Annotated in this window: 12 protein-coding genes; 11 read left to right on the top strand and 1 reads right to left on the bottom strand. The window is 61.6% G+C overall.

Going from position 1 to position 15,415, the window contains the following annotated elements; genetic code table 11:
• The first annotated feature begins 5 nt into the window (after positions 1–5).
• From CQ009_RS18755 to CQ009_RS18705, 11 genes are all read left to right on the top strand, one after another.
• On the top strand, positions 6–986 hold the full coding sequence (locus tag CQ009_RS18755; RefSeq protein ID WP_064391064.1) for a MoxR family ATPase: 981 nt from the start codon (positions 6–8) through the stop codon (positions 984–986).
• Positions 983–1,918: a DUF58 domain-containing protein gene (locus CQ009_RS18750; RefSeq protein WP_064391063.1), complete on the top strand. Its 936-nt coding sequence runs from the start codon at positions 983–985 to the stop codon at positions 1,916–1,918. Before CQ009_RS18755 ends, CQ009_RS18750 begins: the two co-directional genes overlap by 4 nt.
• The gene (locus tag CQ009_RS18745) at positions 1,915–2,514 is read left to right on the top strand and encodes a DUF4381 domain-containing protein (protein ID WP_105708108.1); all 600 of its coding nucleotides are present in this window, start codon (positions 1,915–1,917) and stop codon (positions 2,512–2,514) included. The genes CQ009_RS18750 and CQ009_RS18745 overlap by 4 nt, the downstream gene beginning before the upstream one ends.
• Positions 2,501–3,493, top strand: a complete 993-nt coding sequence (locus CQ009_RS18740) for a VWA domain-containing protein (RefSeq protein WP_105708106.1) — start codon at positions 2,501–2,503, stop codon at positions 3,491–3,493. The genes CQ009_RS18745 and CQ009_RS18740 overlap by 14 nt, the downstream gene beginning before the upstream one ends.
• Position 3,494: 1 nt before the next feature.
• Positions 3,495–5,075 carry a VWA domain-containing protein gene (locus CQ009_RS18735; RefSeq protein WP_105708104.1) on the top strand — a complete coding sequence of 527 codons (1,581 nt, stop codon included), beginning with the start codon at positions 3,495–3,497 and terminating at the stop codon, positions 5,073–5,075.
• On the top strand, positions 5,072–6,487 hold the full coding sequence (locus CQ009_RS18730) for a BatD family protein (RefSeq protein ID WP_105708101.1): 1,416 nt from the start codon (positions 5,072–5,074) through the stop codon (positions 6,485–6,487). The genes CQ009_RS18735 and CQ009_RS18730 overlap by 4 nt, the downstream gene beginning before the upstream one ends.
• Positions 6,484–7,506 carry an HAD family phosphatase gene (locus tag CQ009_RS18725; protein ID WP_105708097.1) on the top strand — a complete coding sequence of 341 codons (1,023 nt, stop codon included), beginning with the start codon at positions 6,484–6,486 and terminating at the stop codon, positions 7,504–7,506. The genes CQ009_RS18730 and CQ009_RS18725 overlap by 4 nt, the downstream gene beginning before the upstream one ends.
• 73 nt (positions 7,507–7,579) lie before the next feature.
• Complete coding sequence (locus tag CQ009_RS18720) at positions 7,580–9,160, top strand: arylsulfatase (protein WP_105708094.1); 1,581 nt, start codon at positions 7,580–7,582, stop codon at positions 9,158–9,160.
• A 196-nt stretch (positions 9,161–9,356) separates the two neighbouring features.
• On the top strand, positions 9,357–11,861 hold the full coding sequence (locus CQ009_RS18715) for a fused MFS/spermidine synthase (RefSeq protein WP_105708091.1): 2,505 nt from the start codon (positions 9,357–9,359) through the stop codon (positions 11,859–11,861).
• A 100-nt stretch (positions 11,862–11,961) separates the two neighbouring features.
• Complete coding sequence (locus CQ009_RS18710) at positions 11,962–13,599, top strand: J domain-containing protein (RefSeq protein ID WP_105708089.1); 1,638 nt, start codon at positions 11,962–11,964, stop codon at positions 13,597–13,599.
• Positions 13,596–14,591 carry a DUF3829 domain-containing protein gene (locus tag CQ009_RS18705; RefSeq protein WP_105708086.1) on the top strand — a complete coding sequence of 332 codons (996 nt, stop codon included), beginning with the start codon at positions 13,596–13,598 and terminating at the stop codon, positions 14,589–14,591. Before CQ009_RS18710 ends, CQ009_RS18705 begins: the two co-directional genes overlap by 4 nt.
• 49 nt (positions 14,592–14,640) lie before the next feature.
• Here the strand turns inward: CQ009_RS18705 and CQ009_RS18700 are convergent, their stop codons facing one another.
• Positions 14,641–15,315: a DUF3313 domain-containing protein gene (locus CQ009_RS18700; protein ID WP_105708084.1), complete on the bottom strand. Its 675-nt coding sequence runs from the start codon at positions 15,313–15,315 to the stop codon at positions 14,641–14,643.
• Between the last annotated feature and the right edge of the window lie 100 nt (positions 15,316–15,415).

The raw sequence follows: 15,415 nt of genomic DNA, 5'->3' as shown, positions 1-15,415 counted from the left end.
CTGCCATGACCGCACTTACCGACCTCAATGCCCTGCAAGCCAGCATCGCCGAAGCCGTACTCGGCCAGGATCAGGTGATCCGCCAAATCCTCCTCGGCCTGTTGGCCAACGGTCACTTGCTGCTGGAAAGTCTGCCGGGGCTGGCCAAGACCCGCACGGTCAAAGCACTGGCCAAACACCTCGACGCGAAGATGAGCCGCATCCAGTTCACCCCGGATCTGCTGCCGTCAGACATCACTGGCGCCGAGGTGCTGCATCAGGTCGAAGGCAAGAATGAAATCCGCTTCCAGCCCGGCCCGCTGTTCGGCAATCTGATTCTCGCCGACGAGATCAACCGCGCCCCCGCCAAAGTGCAGGCGGCGTTGCTCGAAGCCATGGAGGAGCGGCAGATCACCGTCGCCGGCAACAGTCATGCATTGCCCGAATTATTCATCGTGGTGGCGACGCAAAACCCGATCGAGCAGGAAGGCACTTACCCGCTGCCGGAAGCGCAGATGGATCGCTTTCTGATGAAAGTCCTGCTCGATTACCCGAGCGCGGAAAACGAGAGCCAGGTGCTGCGCCTGTTGCGCAACGAAGAATTCGCTCAAGGTGCGAGCACCACACCCATCAAGGGTTTCAGCCTCGCGCAGGATGTGATCTTCGCGGCGCGCAAAGAGGTCAGCGCCGTGCACGTGTCGCCGGCCATCGACAGCTACCTGATCGACCTGATCAACGCTACCCGCCACCCTGCCGACTATGACGAAGACCTCGCGCGCTGGATCAGCATCGGCGCCAGCCCGCGTGGAGGCATCGGTCTGGATCGTTGTGCGCGTGCCGATGCGTGGTTGCAGGGCCAGGATTTCGTTTCGCCGGACAACGTGCGCGCCGTGGTGCATCCGGTGCTGCGCCATCGTCTGCAACTGAGCTATGACGCGGTGGCGGACGGTGTCAGCGCCGATCAGGTGCTGGACCGGATTCTCGATAAAGTGGCGATTCCGGCATGAACGATGAAGGCCTGGTCTACGTCTCTCTCGCGCAACTGATGGCGCTGGAGTTCAAGGCCCGTGACCTGAGTTTTCTCGCCCGCCAGCCGCAAGGCAGCATCCTTGCCGGCAATCACGCCTCGCGCTTGCGCGGCCGTGGCTTGAACTTCGACGAACTGCGCCGCTATCAGCCAGGCGATGATTTGCGCCACCTCGACTGGCGCGCCTCGCTGCGCACCGGCAAACCGGTGGTGCGCACCTTCACCGAAGAGCGCGATCGGCCGGCGCTGCTCGTGGTCGATCAACGCATGTCAATGTTCTTTGGCTCGCAACGCAGCTTCAAATCCGCCGTGGCTGCCGAACTCGCCGCACTCGCGGCGTGGATGGTGTTCCATGCCGGCGACCGGGTCGGCGGGCTGGTGTTCAACGATCAACGCATCGACAGCATTGCCCCACTGCGCAGCCGCAAGCGCGTCGAAGCGCTGCTCAGCCGCATTGCCGAACAGAACCGCGCCTTGAACGCCGGCAACCGTGACGCCGAGGATGAGGATCAACTGGACAAAGTCTTGCAGCGCTGTCTCGCGCTGGCCGGGCACGACCACCTGATCTGCATCGTCAGCGACTTCGCCGGGGCTGGCGAGCGTACCTTGCAACTGATGCGGCAACTGTCGGCGCACAACGATGTGATTGCGCTGCAGGTCTACGACCCGCTGGCGATGAAGCTGCCGAACAATGGTCGCCTGCTGGTCACCCAAGGCGAGTTGCAGGTTGAATTGGCCATCGAGAAACGCAATGTGCATCAGCCGCTGGGGGATTTTCTCAGCGGGCGGCTCCAGGACGTCGCCACCCTGCTGCGCCGCAGTCAGGTACCGCTGATGATGATCAGCACCGCAGAAGAAGCCCATGCCCAACTGCGCGCCGAGCTGGGCAAGAGTGCTGGAGCGCGGCGGTGAATCCGAATATTCCCAGCATCGAACAGCTTAAAGAGCTGGGCCTGCCGGCTCCGGTCAGTTATGCACCGCAGACGTGGGGTTGGTGGGTGTTGCTTGCCCTGCTGATATTGGCCGCGTTGTTGATCGGCATTCGGCGTTATTGGCAATGGCGCAGGGACGCTTATCGGCGCGAGGGCCTTGCGCGTCTGGCGCAGTTGCGCAGCCGCAGTGATGACTTGAATGCCTTGCGCGAACTGCCGGAACTGCTCAAGCGCGTGGCGCTGTCGATGCCCACACAATCCCCGAGCTGGAACCCGATCTCTGTAGGAGTGAGCCTGCTCGCGATAGCGTCATCACGTTCAACACATTCATCGACTGACCGGACGCCATCGCGAGCAGGCTCACTCCTACAGGGTCCTGCGGCGCTGGGGAGGGAGGATTGGCAAGACTTCTTGCAGCGCCACTGCAAAAAGCCGCTCCCGGCGGATTTCAGCGAACAACTCGCACAACTCGCCTACGCCCCTGACGAAACCCTGCGCGCCCTCCCCGCGCCGCAGCGTCAGGCACTGTTCGAGACCTGCCAATACTGGATGGAGCATCACCATGTGGCAGCTTGATTACCCATGGCTGTTGTTGCTGCTGCCGCTCCCCTGGCTGGCCTACCGATATCTGCCCGCCTACAACGAAGCGCGCAGCGCAGTGCGCGTGCCGTTTTTCAGCGCCATGAGTCGCGCAGTCGGTGAAGCACCGAGCAACGTCGGCAATCGGCGCAACACCTGGCAGTTGCTGCTCAATGTGCTGGTCTGGGCACTGATCCTGTTGGCTGCTGCTCGTCCGGTGTTTATCGAAAAACCTATCGAACGCCAGCAACCGGTGCGCGACCTGATGCTCGCCATCGACCTTTCGCAGTCGATGGAAACCGAAGACTTCAGCAACGCCAACGGTGAAAAAATCAATCGCCTCGCTGCCGTCAAAGAAGTCGTGCAAGGCTTCATCGATAAGCGCAAGGACGACCGTCTCGGCCTGATCGTGTTCGGCAGCGGCGCCTACCCGCAGGCGCCGCTGACCCTCGATCACGCCAGCCTGTCGCTGTTGCTGGCGGACACCGGTATCGGCATGGCCGGGCCCAACACCGCGATCGGCGACGCGATCGGCCTGAGCCTGAAGCTGCTCGACAAGGCCCACGAACAGGAAAAAGTCCTCATCCTGCTCACCGATGGTAACGACACCAGCAGCGCGATCACTCCCGATCACGCCGCTGAAATGGCCGCCAACAAAGGCGTGATCATCCACACCATCGGTATCGGCGACCCGAGCGCATCCGGCGAAGCCAAGGTCAACCTGTCGGCGCTGGAGCAGATTGCCAAAACCACCGGCGGCCAGTTCTTCCGCGCCGAAGACCGCAACGCGCTGGATCAGGTCTACAGCACCCTCGATCGACTGACCCCGCATCAAGTGAAAACCCTCAGCCATCAACCGCAACGCGAATTGTTCTACTGGCCGCTGGGCGCGGCAGTTGCCCTGTTGGCGCTGTATCACCTTGGCGCGCTGCTGCGTGTGCGCCTGGCGTTTACCCGTCAGCGACAGGAGGCCTGAGATGGAGATCAACCTCAGCGACTTCCATTTCCTGCGCCCGCTATGGCTGCTCCTTGCACTGTTCGGCGCCGCGCTGCCGTTGCTCTGGCGTCGCGGTCGCGACCTGCAACGACGTCTGCGCGGCAATATCGCCGAGCACCTGTTGCCGCATTTGCTGATCACCCCGCAAGACCATCAGCGCCTGCGCCCGGTGCACCTGCTGTGCGCACTGTTGATCGTCGGCGCAGTCGCGGCCGCCGGGCCGACCTGGGAACAGGATCGACCAGACTTTCTCGAGAACCGCGCGCCGCTGATTGTCGCCGTCGATCTGTCGCCGTCGATGGACGCCAGCGATGTGCAGCCGACTCGCCTGGAAGCGGCGAAACACAAACTGCACGACCTGATCCAGCGCCGCGCCGGCGCCCGCACTGCTCTGATCGCCTACGCCGGCAGCGCGCATCTGGTGTTGCCGCCCACCGACGATCCGGCGCTGCTCGACACGTTCATTCAAGCCTTGGGCAGCGGGCTGATCGACAAACCGGGCAAAGACGTCGGCGCGGTGATCGATCAGGCGAAACGCTTGCTCAGCGCCGAGAAGACTCCGGGCAGTCTGTTGTTGATCACCGACGGTGCCGACACCTCGCAACTCGACGGCCTCGATAAACGTCTGGGCGACAGTCCGTTGCAAGTGCTGGTACTGGCCGTCGGCAATGAGGACGGCGGCATTATTCACGACGCCAGCGGCCAGCCGCGCACCGATGCCAACGGCCGCCCGGCGCTGGGCAGCTTCGATCAGGCGGCAATCAAGCAACTGGCCTCCGCCGTCGCTGCGCCACTGGGCAGCCTGACGCTCAATGACGATGACCTCGACTGGATTGAACTGCACGCGCAGCAACACTTCCAGAGTGCCAGCGCCGAGCAGCGCGAATTGCACTGGAAAGACGCCGGTTACTGGCTGTGCTGGCCGTTGTTGCTGTTGGCGCTGTGCAATGTGCGCAAGGGCTGGAGCGTCAACTGGATGCCGGCGCTGGCGCTGGCGGTTGGCTTGAGCTGGCCAGCAGCACCAGCACAGGCCAACGCCCTGACCGACGCCTTCTTCACCCGCGACCAGCAAGGGCGCTGGGCGTTCGAACATGAGCATCTGCCGCAAGCAGCGGCGCTGTTTGTCGACCCATACTGGAAAGGTGTGGCGGCGTATCACGCGGCCGATTACGACCTGGCGCTGGCGACATTCGCACGGCTGGACACGCCGCAGGCGTACTTCTATCTGGGCAATATTTACGTGCGGCGCTTCAAGTTCGATCAAGCCATCGCCGCGTATACCCAGGCCTTGAAGCTGCAACCGCAGTTCCCAGAAGCCACGGCCAATCTGGCCCTGGCGCAAGCCTTGCTGAAGGACACCGAGAGCGCCGAGAAAAACGCCCCGGAAACCAAACCCGACGAGGTGAAATTCGACAAGGCACCGGGCAAGGGCCAGAGCAAAGCCGTGCAGACTGAGCAGGCCGCGTCCGATGCCTTGTGGTTGCAGAATCTGACCACCTCGCCGGCGAAGTTTCTCAGGCAGAAGTTCAGCTTGCAGGATCAGCAGGAGGCCAGACCATGAACCGAGTCGTGGCTATCGCGAGCAGGCTCACTCCTACATTGGTTTTGTGTGCGCCAACAATCCCCTGTAGGAGTGAGCCTGCTCGCGATAAGGCCAGCACAGGCGCCCGAACACTCAGCACCTTGCTCATCAGTGGCCTGTTCACACTCCAGGCCTTCGCCGCCGAACCCCAACTCAAAGTCCAGGCCCACCTGCAACCCGCCGAAGGCGCGATGGTCGGCGGACTGGTCGAACTGCAAGTCGATGTCCTCACCGACACCTGGTTCACCAGCGCCGCCACCCTGCCCGACCTGAAACTCGACGGCGCCCTGGTCATGCCGCCGGGCGGGCAAGCCCAACACCTTAATCAAACCATCGACGGCCAGGCTTTCAGCGGTTTGCGCTACAGCTACCTGATCACCCCGAACGTTGCGCGCACGTTTGATATCCCTTCTCTGACCGTGCGCGCGACACCCGGCCAAGCCACGACAGAAATCAGTGCGCAAAGCCAACCGGTGCAGTTCAGCGTGGCACAAACGCCCGGTTTCAAACCCGGGGAAACACCGCTGGTGGCCAGTGGATTGCGTTTCACCCAGACCGTCACAAACTCGGCGACCCCCTTGAAAGTCGGCGACAGCATCACCCGCCAACTGACCCTGCAAGCGGACGGCGCACTGGCCATGGCTCTGCCGATTCCAACGCTCGGTGATGTTCCCGGTCTGAGCCGCTATGCGAAAACCCCGCAAGTCACCGCTCTGGACGACGGTCGTGGCGACATCCTCGGCGGTCAGCGCATCGACAGCGTCAGCTACCGCATCGACAAGGCCGGCTCACACACCCTGCCGGCCGTTGAGGTGAAATGGTGGGACGCCAGCACTCGCCAACCGCGCATCGCGCAAGTGCCGGCGGTGACCTTCGAAGCAGCGGCCGGCACTGCCTACAAACCGGTGTTTTCGATCAGCGAAGACCTTCAGCGACTGGGCCAGAATCACCTGCGTTTCTCCACGCGCTGGCTGTTGTGGCTGACGCTGATTGCCGCAGTCGTTGCCGCCGTTTATCTGCTGCGTCCTGCGTTCATCCGCGCCAGGCAACAGTGGCAAGCACGCCGGCAAGCGCAGCAACGGGCCTGGCAGCAATCCCCTGCTTTCGCCTGGCAACAAATCAATAGCCAACTGCAGGCCAGTCCGGCGCAATTGACGGCGCTGTACCTGTGGCTGCGGCGCAGTCGCCTGGGGCTGAAACTGGTCAATGCCGGCCCACGCCTGCAAGGCCTGTTACGCGGGCTTTACGGTCGCCAGCCGAGTACCGGGCAAACACTCGTTCACCTGCGCGAATCATTGACTACGCTTCACAGTCAGGCCGAACAGCAACACGCAAAACCGGCCTCGGCCCTGCGCCCGCTCAACCCCGTTCACGAGAAGGATTTCCCATGACGATTGCGCTACTGCACCGCCAACGATTCGCCCTGGCCTTGTTGTTTGGCCTCGCCCTGCCGCTGCTGGCCCAGGCCAACGAGCCGCTGCCGTCGTGGAATGACGGCCCGGCAAAGAAGAGCATTATCGAATTCGTGCAGACCGTAACCGACCAGTCCAGCAAGGATTTCGTCAAACCGGGCGACCGCATCGCCGTGTTCGACAACGACGGCACGTTGTGGAGTGAACAACCGGCCTATTTCGAATTGCTGTTCGCCTTCGATGAGATCAAGCGTACCGCCGCGCAGCACCCGGAATGGAAGACCACCCAACCGTTCAAAGCCGTGCTGGAAAACGATCACAAAGCCCTCGCCGCGTCGGGCATGGATGGCCTGCTGAAGATCGTCGGCGCAACGCATACCGGCATGACCACTGAAGCCTTCGATGACTACGCCAAGACCTGGCTGAGCCAGGCGCGCCATCCAAAAACCGGCAAGCCCTATACCGAGATGATCTTCCAGCCGATGCTGGAAATGCTCGACTACCTGCGCAAACAGGACTTCAAGACCTACATCGTCTCCGGCGGCGACACCGGTTTCATGCGTGCCTTCGCCGAGAAGGTCTACGGCATTCCGCCGGAGCAGGTGATCGGCACCACGTTCATCACTTCGTACCAGTTCAAGGACGGCAAGGCCTCGATCGTGCGCACCCCGAAACTGGCGCACAACGACGATGGCCCCGGCAAACCGGAAAGCATCGACGCGGTGATCGGCAAACGGCCGATCCTCGCCTTCGGCAACTCCGACGGCGACCTGCAGATGCTGCAGTGGACCGCTGCAGGTTCCGGCAAGCGTTTCATGGGCCTGGTGCACCACACCGACGCGAAACGCGAGTGGGCCTATGACCGCAAATCCGATATCGGCCGGCTCGACAAGGCCCTCGACGAAGCAAATTCCCGTGGCTGGACCGTGGTCGACATGGCGTCCGAATGGCGCCGGATCTATCCGTTCGAGCCAGCGGTAACCGAGCAGGTGCAATAAGAAAAAAGCGTGCTGCAGGACTGCAATAAACGTAAGTCGCAATAAACGACCCCCGCGAAAAGGAGCAAGTCAGATGACTCGCATACGCAAGTGGCTACCCAAGCTCGCCTTAGTGGCGACTTCGGTCATGGCGCTGTCGGCAACGGCCACAGCGGCTGAAAAACCCAACATTCTGGTGATCTTCGGCGATGACATCGGCCAGACCAATATCAGCGCCTATTCGATGGGGGTGGTTGGCTACAAGACCCCGAACATCGACCGCATCGCCAAAGAAGGCATGATGTTCACCGATTACTATGCGGAGAACAGCTGCACGGCTGGACGATCTTCGTTCATCACGGGGCAGACGCCGTTGCGTACCGGCTTGTCGAAAGTCGGCATTCCCGGTGCCCCGGTGGGTCTGCAAAAACGCGACATCACCATTGCTCAGGCGCTCAAGTCGCAGGGTTACGCGACCGGCCAGTTCGGCAAGAACCACTTGGGCGACAAGGACGAATACCTACCGACCAACCACGGTTTCGACGAGTTCTTCGGCAACCTGTATCACCTCAATGCCGAAGAAGAGCCGGAGCGTCCGTACTGGCCAAAAGATGACGCCGAGTTCGTCAAGGCTGTTTCCCCGCGTGGTGTGATCCACAGCTTCGCCGACGGCAAGATCGAAGACACCGGCGCACTGACCACCAAACGCATGGAAACCATCGACGACGAAACCACGGCGGCGGCACAAGCGTTCATCGAGAAACAGGCCAAGGCGGACAAACCGTTCTTCGTCTGGATGAACACCACGCGCATGCACTTGTTCACCCACGTACGTGATTCGATGAAGGGCCAGAGTGGCATGCCCGGCAACGAATACGCGGACGGCATGCTCGAGCATGACGCTGACGTCGGCAAACTGCTGAAAACCCTCGATGACCTGAAAATCACCGACAACACCATCGTCGTCTACACCACCGACAACGGCCCGAACCAGTTCTCCTGGCCGGACGCGGCAACCACGCCGTTCCGCAACGAGAAAAACTCCAACTGGGAAGGTGCGTATCGCGTGCCGGCAATGGTTCGCTGGCCGGGCAAGATCAAACCGGGTGAAGTCACCAACGAGATGTTCTCGGGCCTGGACTGGTTCCCGACCTTGCTCGCGGCGGCGGGTGAAACCGATGTCGCCAACAAGTTGCTCAAAGGCTGGGCACCGACCTCTGGCGGCACCAGCTTCAAAGTGCATCTGGACGGTTACAACCAATTGCCGTTCCTGACCGGCCAAAGCCCTAAGAGTGAGCGCAAAGAGTTCTACTACTTCAACGACGACGGCGTACTGGTGTCGATGCGCTACGGCAACTGGAAAGCGGTGTTCTGCGAACAACGTGCACCGGGTGGTTTCAAGGTCTGGAGCGAACCGTTCGTGTGTCTGCGCGTACCGAAAATCTTCAACCTGCGCATGGACCCGTATGAACGTGCTGACATCGTTTCCGATCAGTACTACGACTGGACCACCAAAAACGTTTATCTGACCGAGATGGCCGTGATGAAGTCGGCGGCGTTCCTGCAGACCTTCATCGAGTACCCACCGAGCCAGAAACCGGCCAGCTTCAGTGTTGACCAGATCCGTGCTGCGGTAGACGCGAAAATCGCTGAAAAAATGAAAGCTGCACAGTAAGACCGCTGGACTGCCGCCCGCCCTCACCGGCGGACGGCCCGTTTTTTTTGATCGTTCCCACGCTCTGCGTGGGGACGCAGCCCGGGACGCTCCGCGTCCCTTGCCGAAGCGGACGCAGAGCGTCCAATGAGGCATTCCCACGCAGAGCGTGGGAACGATCAGCCAGTCTCAATGACTTTTGAATTAAGGCCTCCGCATGTCCTCACGTATCGCCAGCAAGCCGTCGGCCATACCCGCCTCGCACAGCGCCGCCCCGGCGCTGCTGATCCCCGCCCTGCTGCTGTGCATCTCCGGCGCCGCGGCGCTGGTCTATCAGGTGCTGTGGATCAAGCAACTGTCGCTGGTGGTCGGCGTCGAGGTGTACGCGATCACCACCGGTATCAGTGCGTTTTTCGCAGGCCTGGCGATCGGTGGCTGGCTGTTCGGGCGCTGGGCCGATCGCTTGCAGCAACCGGTGTTGTTGTATGCCGGGCTGGAAGTGCTGGTGGCGATTCTCGGCGTCGGCGCGACCGTGGCCATGAGCCTGGCGGCCAGTCCTTTTGCCTGGCTGCAAGAGCATGTCGGCCTGTTCGCGTGGATATTGCCGTTCGCATTGGTCGGCCTGCCAGCGGTGTTGATGGGCGGCACCCTGCCGGTGCTGGTGCGTTCGCTCGCCGCCGATCCGGGCAAGGCTGGCGGTCAGTTGTATGCGGCCAATACCTTGGGGGCGATTGTCGGCACCCTGCTCGCCGCGTTTGTGTTGATCGCCAGCCTCGGCGTCCGAGGCAGCGCGTTGTTCGCGGCGATGCTCAATCTGCTGGCAGCCATCGGCGCGTTATGGCTGGCCCGGCAGCATCCAGTGCCAGTGGCAACCCTCGCTAAACATCACGCAGAAAAAGCCCCGGATCGAACCGCGCTGTGGCTGTATTCCATCGCCGGTGGCGTGGCGCTCGGTTATGAGGTGGTCTGGTCGCAATCGATCGTGCAGTTCATGAGCACGCGCACCTACGCGTTTGCCGTGGTGCTGGCGACGTATCTGACCGGGTTGTTTATCGGCAGCGCCCTGCTCGCCCGGCGGGTCGAACGGATCCGCGATCCGTGGGGCGTGTTCGGCTTGCTGATTGCCGGCGCCGGGTTGATCGCGCTACTGGAAATCGCCGTGCTCGGGCGCTGGCTGGTGATCGCGCAAAGTCAGGCGGAAATGTGGCTGTTGAGCCTGGGCGCCAGCGAACTGGCCGGCATGAGCGCACGCTTCGCCGTGGCAGCGTTGAGCATTGTCTTTGTGCCTACGTTGTTGCTCGGTGCGGCGTTTCCGCTGGCGTTGCGTTTGAGTGTCGGCCATGAGCGCGTCGGCCGGGATGTCGGCGCCGTGGTGGCTTTCAATACGCTCGGCGGGATTGTCGGGGTGATGCTTTGCGGCTTTCTGCTGATCCCGCTATTGGGGCTGGTGCGCACGCTGGGCCTGCTGGCGCTCATCGCTGCCGGCATCGGCTACTTTGCCGTGCGCAAAGGTCATCACGTCAAGAAAGGCCGGCGTCAGGCCGTCGTCGCCCTCGGCCTGGTCTCGGTTGCGTTTGCCGTGTTCACCCCGGTCGACAAGCTCGCCAGCCTGTTACCCGGCGCGCGCAACGGCACACTGGCGTTCTATGAAGAAGGTCGCGGCGGTACGGTTGCGGTGGTTGCTCAAGGACGCGGCGATAACACCTTCCACCGTTTGTATATTCAAGGCGTGTCGAACACCGGTGATGCCATGCCCTCACTGCGCTACATGCGCGTGCAAGCCTTGCTGCCGCTGCTGATTCACAACGGCGAGCCACGCTCGACGCTGGTGATCGGTTTCGGCACGGGCATCACTGCCGGCGCCATGCTGCGCTATCCCGGGCTGGAACATCGAGTGGTCGCCGAGCTGCTGCCGTCGGTGGTCAAAGCCGCACCGCTGTTCAAAGGCAACTTCAATGCCGCCAGCGATCCCGGCGTCGATGTGCGTCTGCGCGACGGGCGCCAGGAACTGCTGCGCAGCGCACAAACCTACGACCTGATCACCCTCGAACCGCCGCCGCCCTCCGCTGCTGGTGTGGTCAATCTGTATTCGCGGGACTTCTATCAGTTAACCGCCAGTCGCCTGGAGCACCAAGGCATCGTCGCCCAATGGCTGCCGTTGCCGACGCAGAACATCGATGACTCGCGATCGCTGGTGCGCAGTTTCCTTGATGTGTTCCCGTACGCCTCGCTGTGGACCAGCGAATTCCATGAGATGTTGCTGGTCGGTTCGCTGCAGCCAATGGAACTGGATGCCGCGAAAATCACCGCGCGTTTCCAGCAGGACAGCGTGCGTAGCACCTTGCAGGATGTCGGCATCGGCTCGGCCGCTGCCCTGCTCTCGACCTGGGTCACCGATCGCGCCGGGCTTGAGCGCTTCGCTGCCGACGCGCCTGCGGTGACCGACGATCAACCGCGTATCGAATATGCGCCGTGGGTGCGCAGCAAGGAGATCACGCGGGTGTTGCCGGCACTGTTGGACCTGTATCAGGCACCGCCACTGATCAATGCCGATGCCGGGTTCAATGAGCGTATGGAAAGTCATCGTCAGCGCTTGATGCAGTTCTATCGCGCCAGCCTGCATGCCTATGACGGTGACCGCGATGCCTGGGCGCGGGATATCGGCGAGGTGATGCGCGGCGACGGCAGCAACCCGTATTTCCGCTGGTTCGTCGGCAAATAAGCGGCGGCTGAGGACTTTTCGACGCGAAACAGATAAGGTGCGCACAATCAAAGTGCCACCACTGGACCGCGTCGACGGTTTTCATGGAGTTGTACACGCAATGAGTTGCTGGACCGTCCTTGGCCTCACCGCCGACGCCGATACGCGCAGTATCAAACGACAATACGCTGCCCTGCTCAAACAGACCCGTCCGGACGAAGACGCCGAGGGCTTCCAGCGCCTGCGTGACGCCTATGAGCAAGCCCTGAATTACAAGGAATGGGCGCAGGCCAACGAAGACAACGAAGACAACGCAGCGCAGGACGACAGCTGGGATTTGACCGGCCTGACCGTGGTCGAAGTCGATGCCTTGCAACAAGCAACTCGCTCGCTGCAGGGCACCAGCCTTGCACAGTTGCAGCAGCGCCATGCCCTCGCCGTTGAGCAGGGTTGCGCGCATATCCTCGAAGAGACCCTGCTGCAGCATTGCATCGAGAACCCGCAAACATCAGCGCCGATGGTCGATTGGGCGGTGCAGACCTATCACTGGTTCAGTGCCTGGCAGCGCCTGGAACTGGACGAGGAATCCATCGAACATTTGCTCGATCAGCAGCGGGAACGCATTACTCGACCGTTGCGTGAGGCCCTCGAACGTGAGGACATTGCGGCCTTTTTGCAGGCCTACGCACAGTGCGCGCAATGCCTCTGGCTCGACGCAGAAGTACACCGGCAGTGGTTCAACCTGTTCCTGAGTCGATTGCTACTGGACAGCGAACACTGGTCCTCCACTGTTTTCGAGCAGGTTTGTGCGGGCCAGGGCTGGCATTCCGGCCCGGCCAACCGTTGCCCGCAAGATGAATGGAAGCGACTGGTCGCGCGCCATGAAGCACCGCTTTTTCTGGCGCAGCAGCGTCAACTCGCCGAAGCGCCGCCCGCCACTGCCGAACACCGCGCCGCGCGCCTGTTGCTCGGCAGCGGCCCGTTCAGCCAGCGTCGCGCACTGGCCCGGCGCCTGCGGGAGAAAGATTGGGAGCATTGCCGACATTTGAGTTCGGCACTGTATGCCAATCATCCGAAGGTCTGCGCAGAGTTGCCCGGTGGCACCGCGTTTTTCTGGCGCGACTGGGAGCTCGGCCGTGACGAATGGCCGACATACCTTGGCGTGGTGCTGGCCTGTCTGATCGGTGCGTTTACTCATTTCATCCCGCTGGGGCTACGCGTCACCGGGCTGATCAATATCGTCATGACCTCAACGATCGTGTTTGGGGTGATCGCTGCGGGCATCAACTGGCTGACTCACGAACTGGCGCACACCCATTGGCTGCTGGATGACCGCCTCAGCGCGCGGTTGTGGCCAGGTTTAGCCAAGGACGCTGCGCCGTTCGGCGTACTGCGCGATCTGATTCCCTGCGTATTGATGGTGGCCGGGCTCAGCTGGTTTTTCGGCCCCATCGCCGGCGTCGTCTATGCCGCCACACTGGCCTGCGTGGGTTTGATCCGTCGCCGTCAGGTCAAACCACACACGTCCTGGGAAAAGACCAACCTGCCGGTGAAAATCGGCCTGACGCTACTCGGGGTTGTCGCCCTGGTGCTGGTGCTGGGCGTGTTCAAAGTGGCCGCCAGTCAAGGCACGGTCAATCGCAATCAGGGGCTACAACCCTGGGCGGAGCGTTTGTGTAGCCGGTTGCCGGCGAGTTCTTTCGATTGCGGCGCTCCGGCCACCCGTGAACAGTGGTATCCCGCGGAGGCACGGCCATGACGTCGAGATTCATGTTTGTCAGCGGCGTAGTGGTCGTTCTGGTGGTGATGGGGCTGTCGAGCGCGACACGGCCGTTCCTGAAGCTCGATCTGTGGCTTGATCAGCGCGAATCCCCCGTGACCGCGCAGGCCAACGCGCTGAGCCCGATCATCGCCTGCGTCAACCGCGTCGATGTGCACTGGCGCAACGCCTACGACAAGTTCGAACGTCCGCGACCAACAAGTGATGCATTCGGGCATTATCTTGCTGAGGCACGGGATTTCGACAACACGGATGCGTACACCGTGCAGGACATCCAAAAGGATCTCTGCCTCAGTCATATCAACGAAAAACTCGAACTCTTGGCCTATCAGCCAGTGCTTTCGCAAAAAGTCCGTGACTACGCGCAAGCACTGCAGGGGGCAGCGGTGATCTTTACGCCGGAGCGACTCGACAGAAGTGCGAACTTTTATGCCACGCCGCTCGCCCGGTTGTCCCAGGGCTCGGGGCAAATCCAGGCCGCCAGCAATGCCTACATCAACGCATCGACAGCCTTGCGAGAGGAACTGCTGCCACTGGACGTGGCACAGCGCCCCGAGCAGCTCAAGCGGCTGGAAGCGCGCGTGGGTAAGGAGATCCACTGGTCGCTGCTGGCGTACATGATTCAGGCTCGGGAGACACTGGAGTTGCTAGAAAACGGGATGAAACACCGCACCCTGAGCCCGCAAGCTGTGGCCGATACCACCGCTGATCTGCAACAGGCGTGGAATCGTCGCGCGCCCTTCATTGCTCTTCGCGAGGGTGGATTTCGAAACAAGGACGATGACGCGCGGGAGCTGTGGCGGCACATCAGTGAGCCAGCGCAAAGCTATCTCGACGCGCTGAACACCCTGCACAAGGACTGGCAGAACCACGCCGAACCGCAACGCTTGAGCGACGACTACTACGCCGTCACCCGTGGCTACGACGCCCTGCTCAGCCAATACAACCGTCAGGCACGCGCCAACTTTTGAGGGTGTGCACAGGCCGGACGGTCCTCGCGGACAATCCGGCCTCGTGCGCTTATTTGCCGGCCTTAAGCTTCAGATACGACTGACGCATGTCTGAAGCCCAGCCATCGATCACCGGTTTGACGTCATTCGCCGTCATCGCCTGCGAGTCATTTTCCAACGGTTTGCCGGTGCCTTTGCGCACTACTTGCGAGATAACCTTGTTGTTCGCGCCATCGAGGAATACCGCTTCGGTGGCCAACGTCGTTTCCTGATCGCGAATACCGCTGGCCGTGCTGACCGCTGCTGCCACCAAGGCAATCGGAATCACCTCATACGCGTGCAGGCCTTCGGTCTTGCTGCTCACGGCGGTGATCGCCGCACGCACCACAATCACGCCTGGACCTGGGCCAGTCGCCAACGGCAAGTCTTTGCCGATTTCACGCTTGAGCGCCTGATCGTAGTAGGAAGTGATGCCATTGAGGGTTTGCTGGGAGATCTTCGCGGTCGGTTGCGGTTTCGGGTAGAGCTGGGTTGGTTCGATATAAACGCTGGTGAATTTCTTGATGTCGACCTTCGGATCGATCCAGCGCATGACCTCGGCACCGGACGGCGATTTGGCCTCCTTGAGCTGGCTGTAGTCTTTGAGGAAGCCGGAGTACTCTTTCGGGTCGACGGTTTTGCTGGAACAACCCACCACTGCGAGCGTGGCAAAACACAGAGTGCCCATCATCACTGCTAGCTTCATGCTGTAACTCCTGTCAGAAGGCCAAAAACTTTGCCGGGGGAGTTACAGGTATAGCTAAAACCTCAGTAATTGCGATTGCAAAGCACAAAATTCACGCAAG

It is taken from the genome of Pseudomonas sp. MYb2 (assembly GCF_002979955.1).
Classification (GTDB): Bacteria; Pseudomonadota; Gammaproteobacteria; order Pseudomonadales; family Pseudomonadaceae; genus Aquipseudomonas.
Note: the sequence above shows the minus strand (reverse complement) of the source record. Positions and strands in the feature narration are given on the sequence as shown.

Coding starts and splice junctions, on each gene's coding strand:
- CQ009_RS18720 (WP_105708094.1), top strand. CDS start 7,580: ATGACTCGCATACGCAAGTGGCTACCCAAGCTCGCCTTAGTGGCGACT.
- CQ009_RS18730 (WP_105708101.1), top strand. CDS start 5,072: ATGAACCGAGTCGTGGCTATCGCGAGCAGGCTCACTCCTACATTGGTT.
- CQ009_RS18715 (WP_105708091.1), top strand. CDS start 9,357: ATGTCCTCACGTATCGCCAGCAAGCCGTCGGCCATACCCGCCTCGCAC.
- CQ009_RS18705 (WP_105708086.1), top strand. CDS start 13,596: ATGACGTCGAGATTCATGTTTGTCAGCGGCGTAGTGGTCGTTCTGGTG.
- CQ009_RS18735 (WP_105708104.1), top strand. CDS start 3,495: ATGGAGATCAACCTCAGCGACTTCCATTTCCTGCGCCCGCTATGGCTG.
- CQ009_RS18740 (WP_105708106.1), top strand. CDS start 2,501: ATGTGGCAGCTTGATTACCCATGGCTGTTGTTGCTGCTGCCGCTCCCC.
- CQ009_RS18710 (WP_105708089.1), top strand. CDS start 11,962: ATGAGTTGCTGGACCGTCCTTGGCCTCACCGCCGACGCCGATACGCGC.
- CQ009_RS18750 (WP_064391063.1), top strand. CDS start 983: ATGAACGATGAAGGCCTGGTCTACGTCTCTCTCGCGCAACTGATGGCG.
- CQ009_RS18725 (WP_105708097.1), top strand. CDS start 6,484: ATGACGATTGCGCTACTGCACCGCCAACGATTCGCCCTGGCCTTGTTG.
- CQ009_RS18755 (WP_064391064.1), top strand. CDS start 6: ATGACCGCACTTACCGACCTCAATGCCCTGCAAGCCAGCATCGCCGAA.
- CQ009_RS18700 (WP_105708084.1), bottom strand. CDS start 15,315: ATGAAGCTAGCAGTGATGATGGGCACTCTGTGTTTTGCCACGCTCGCA.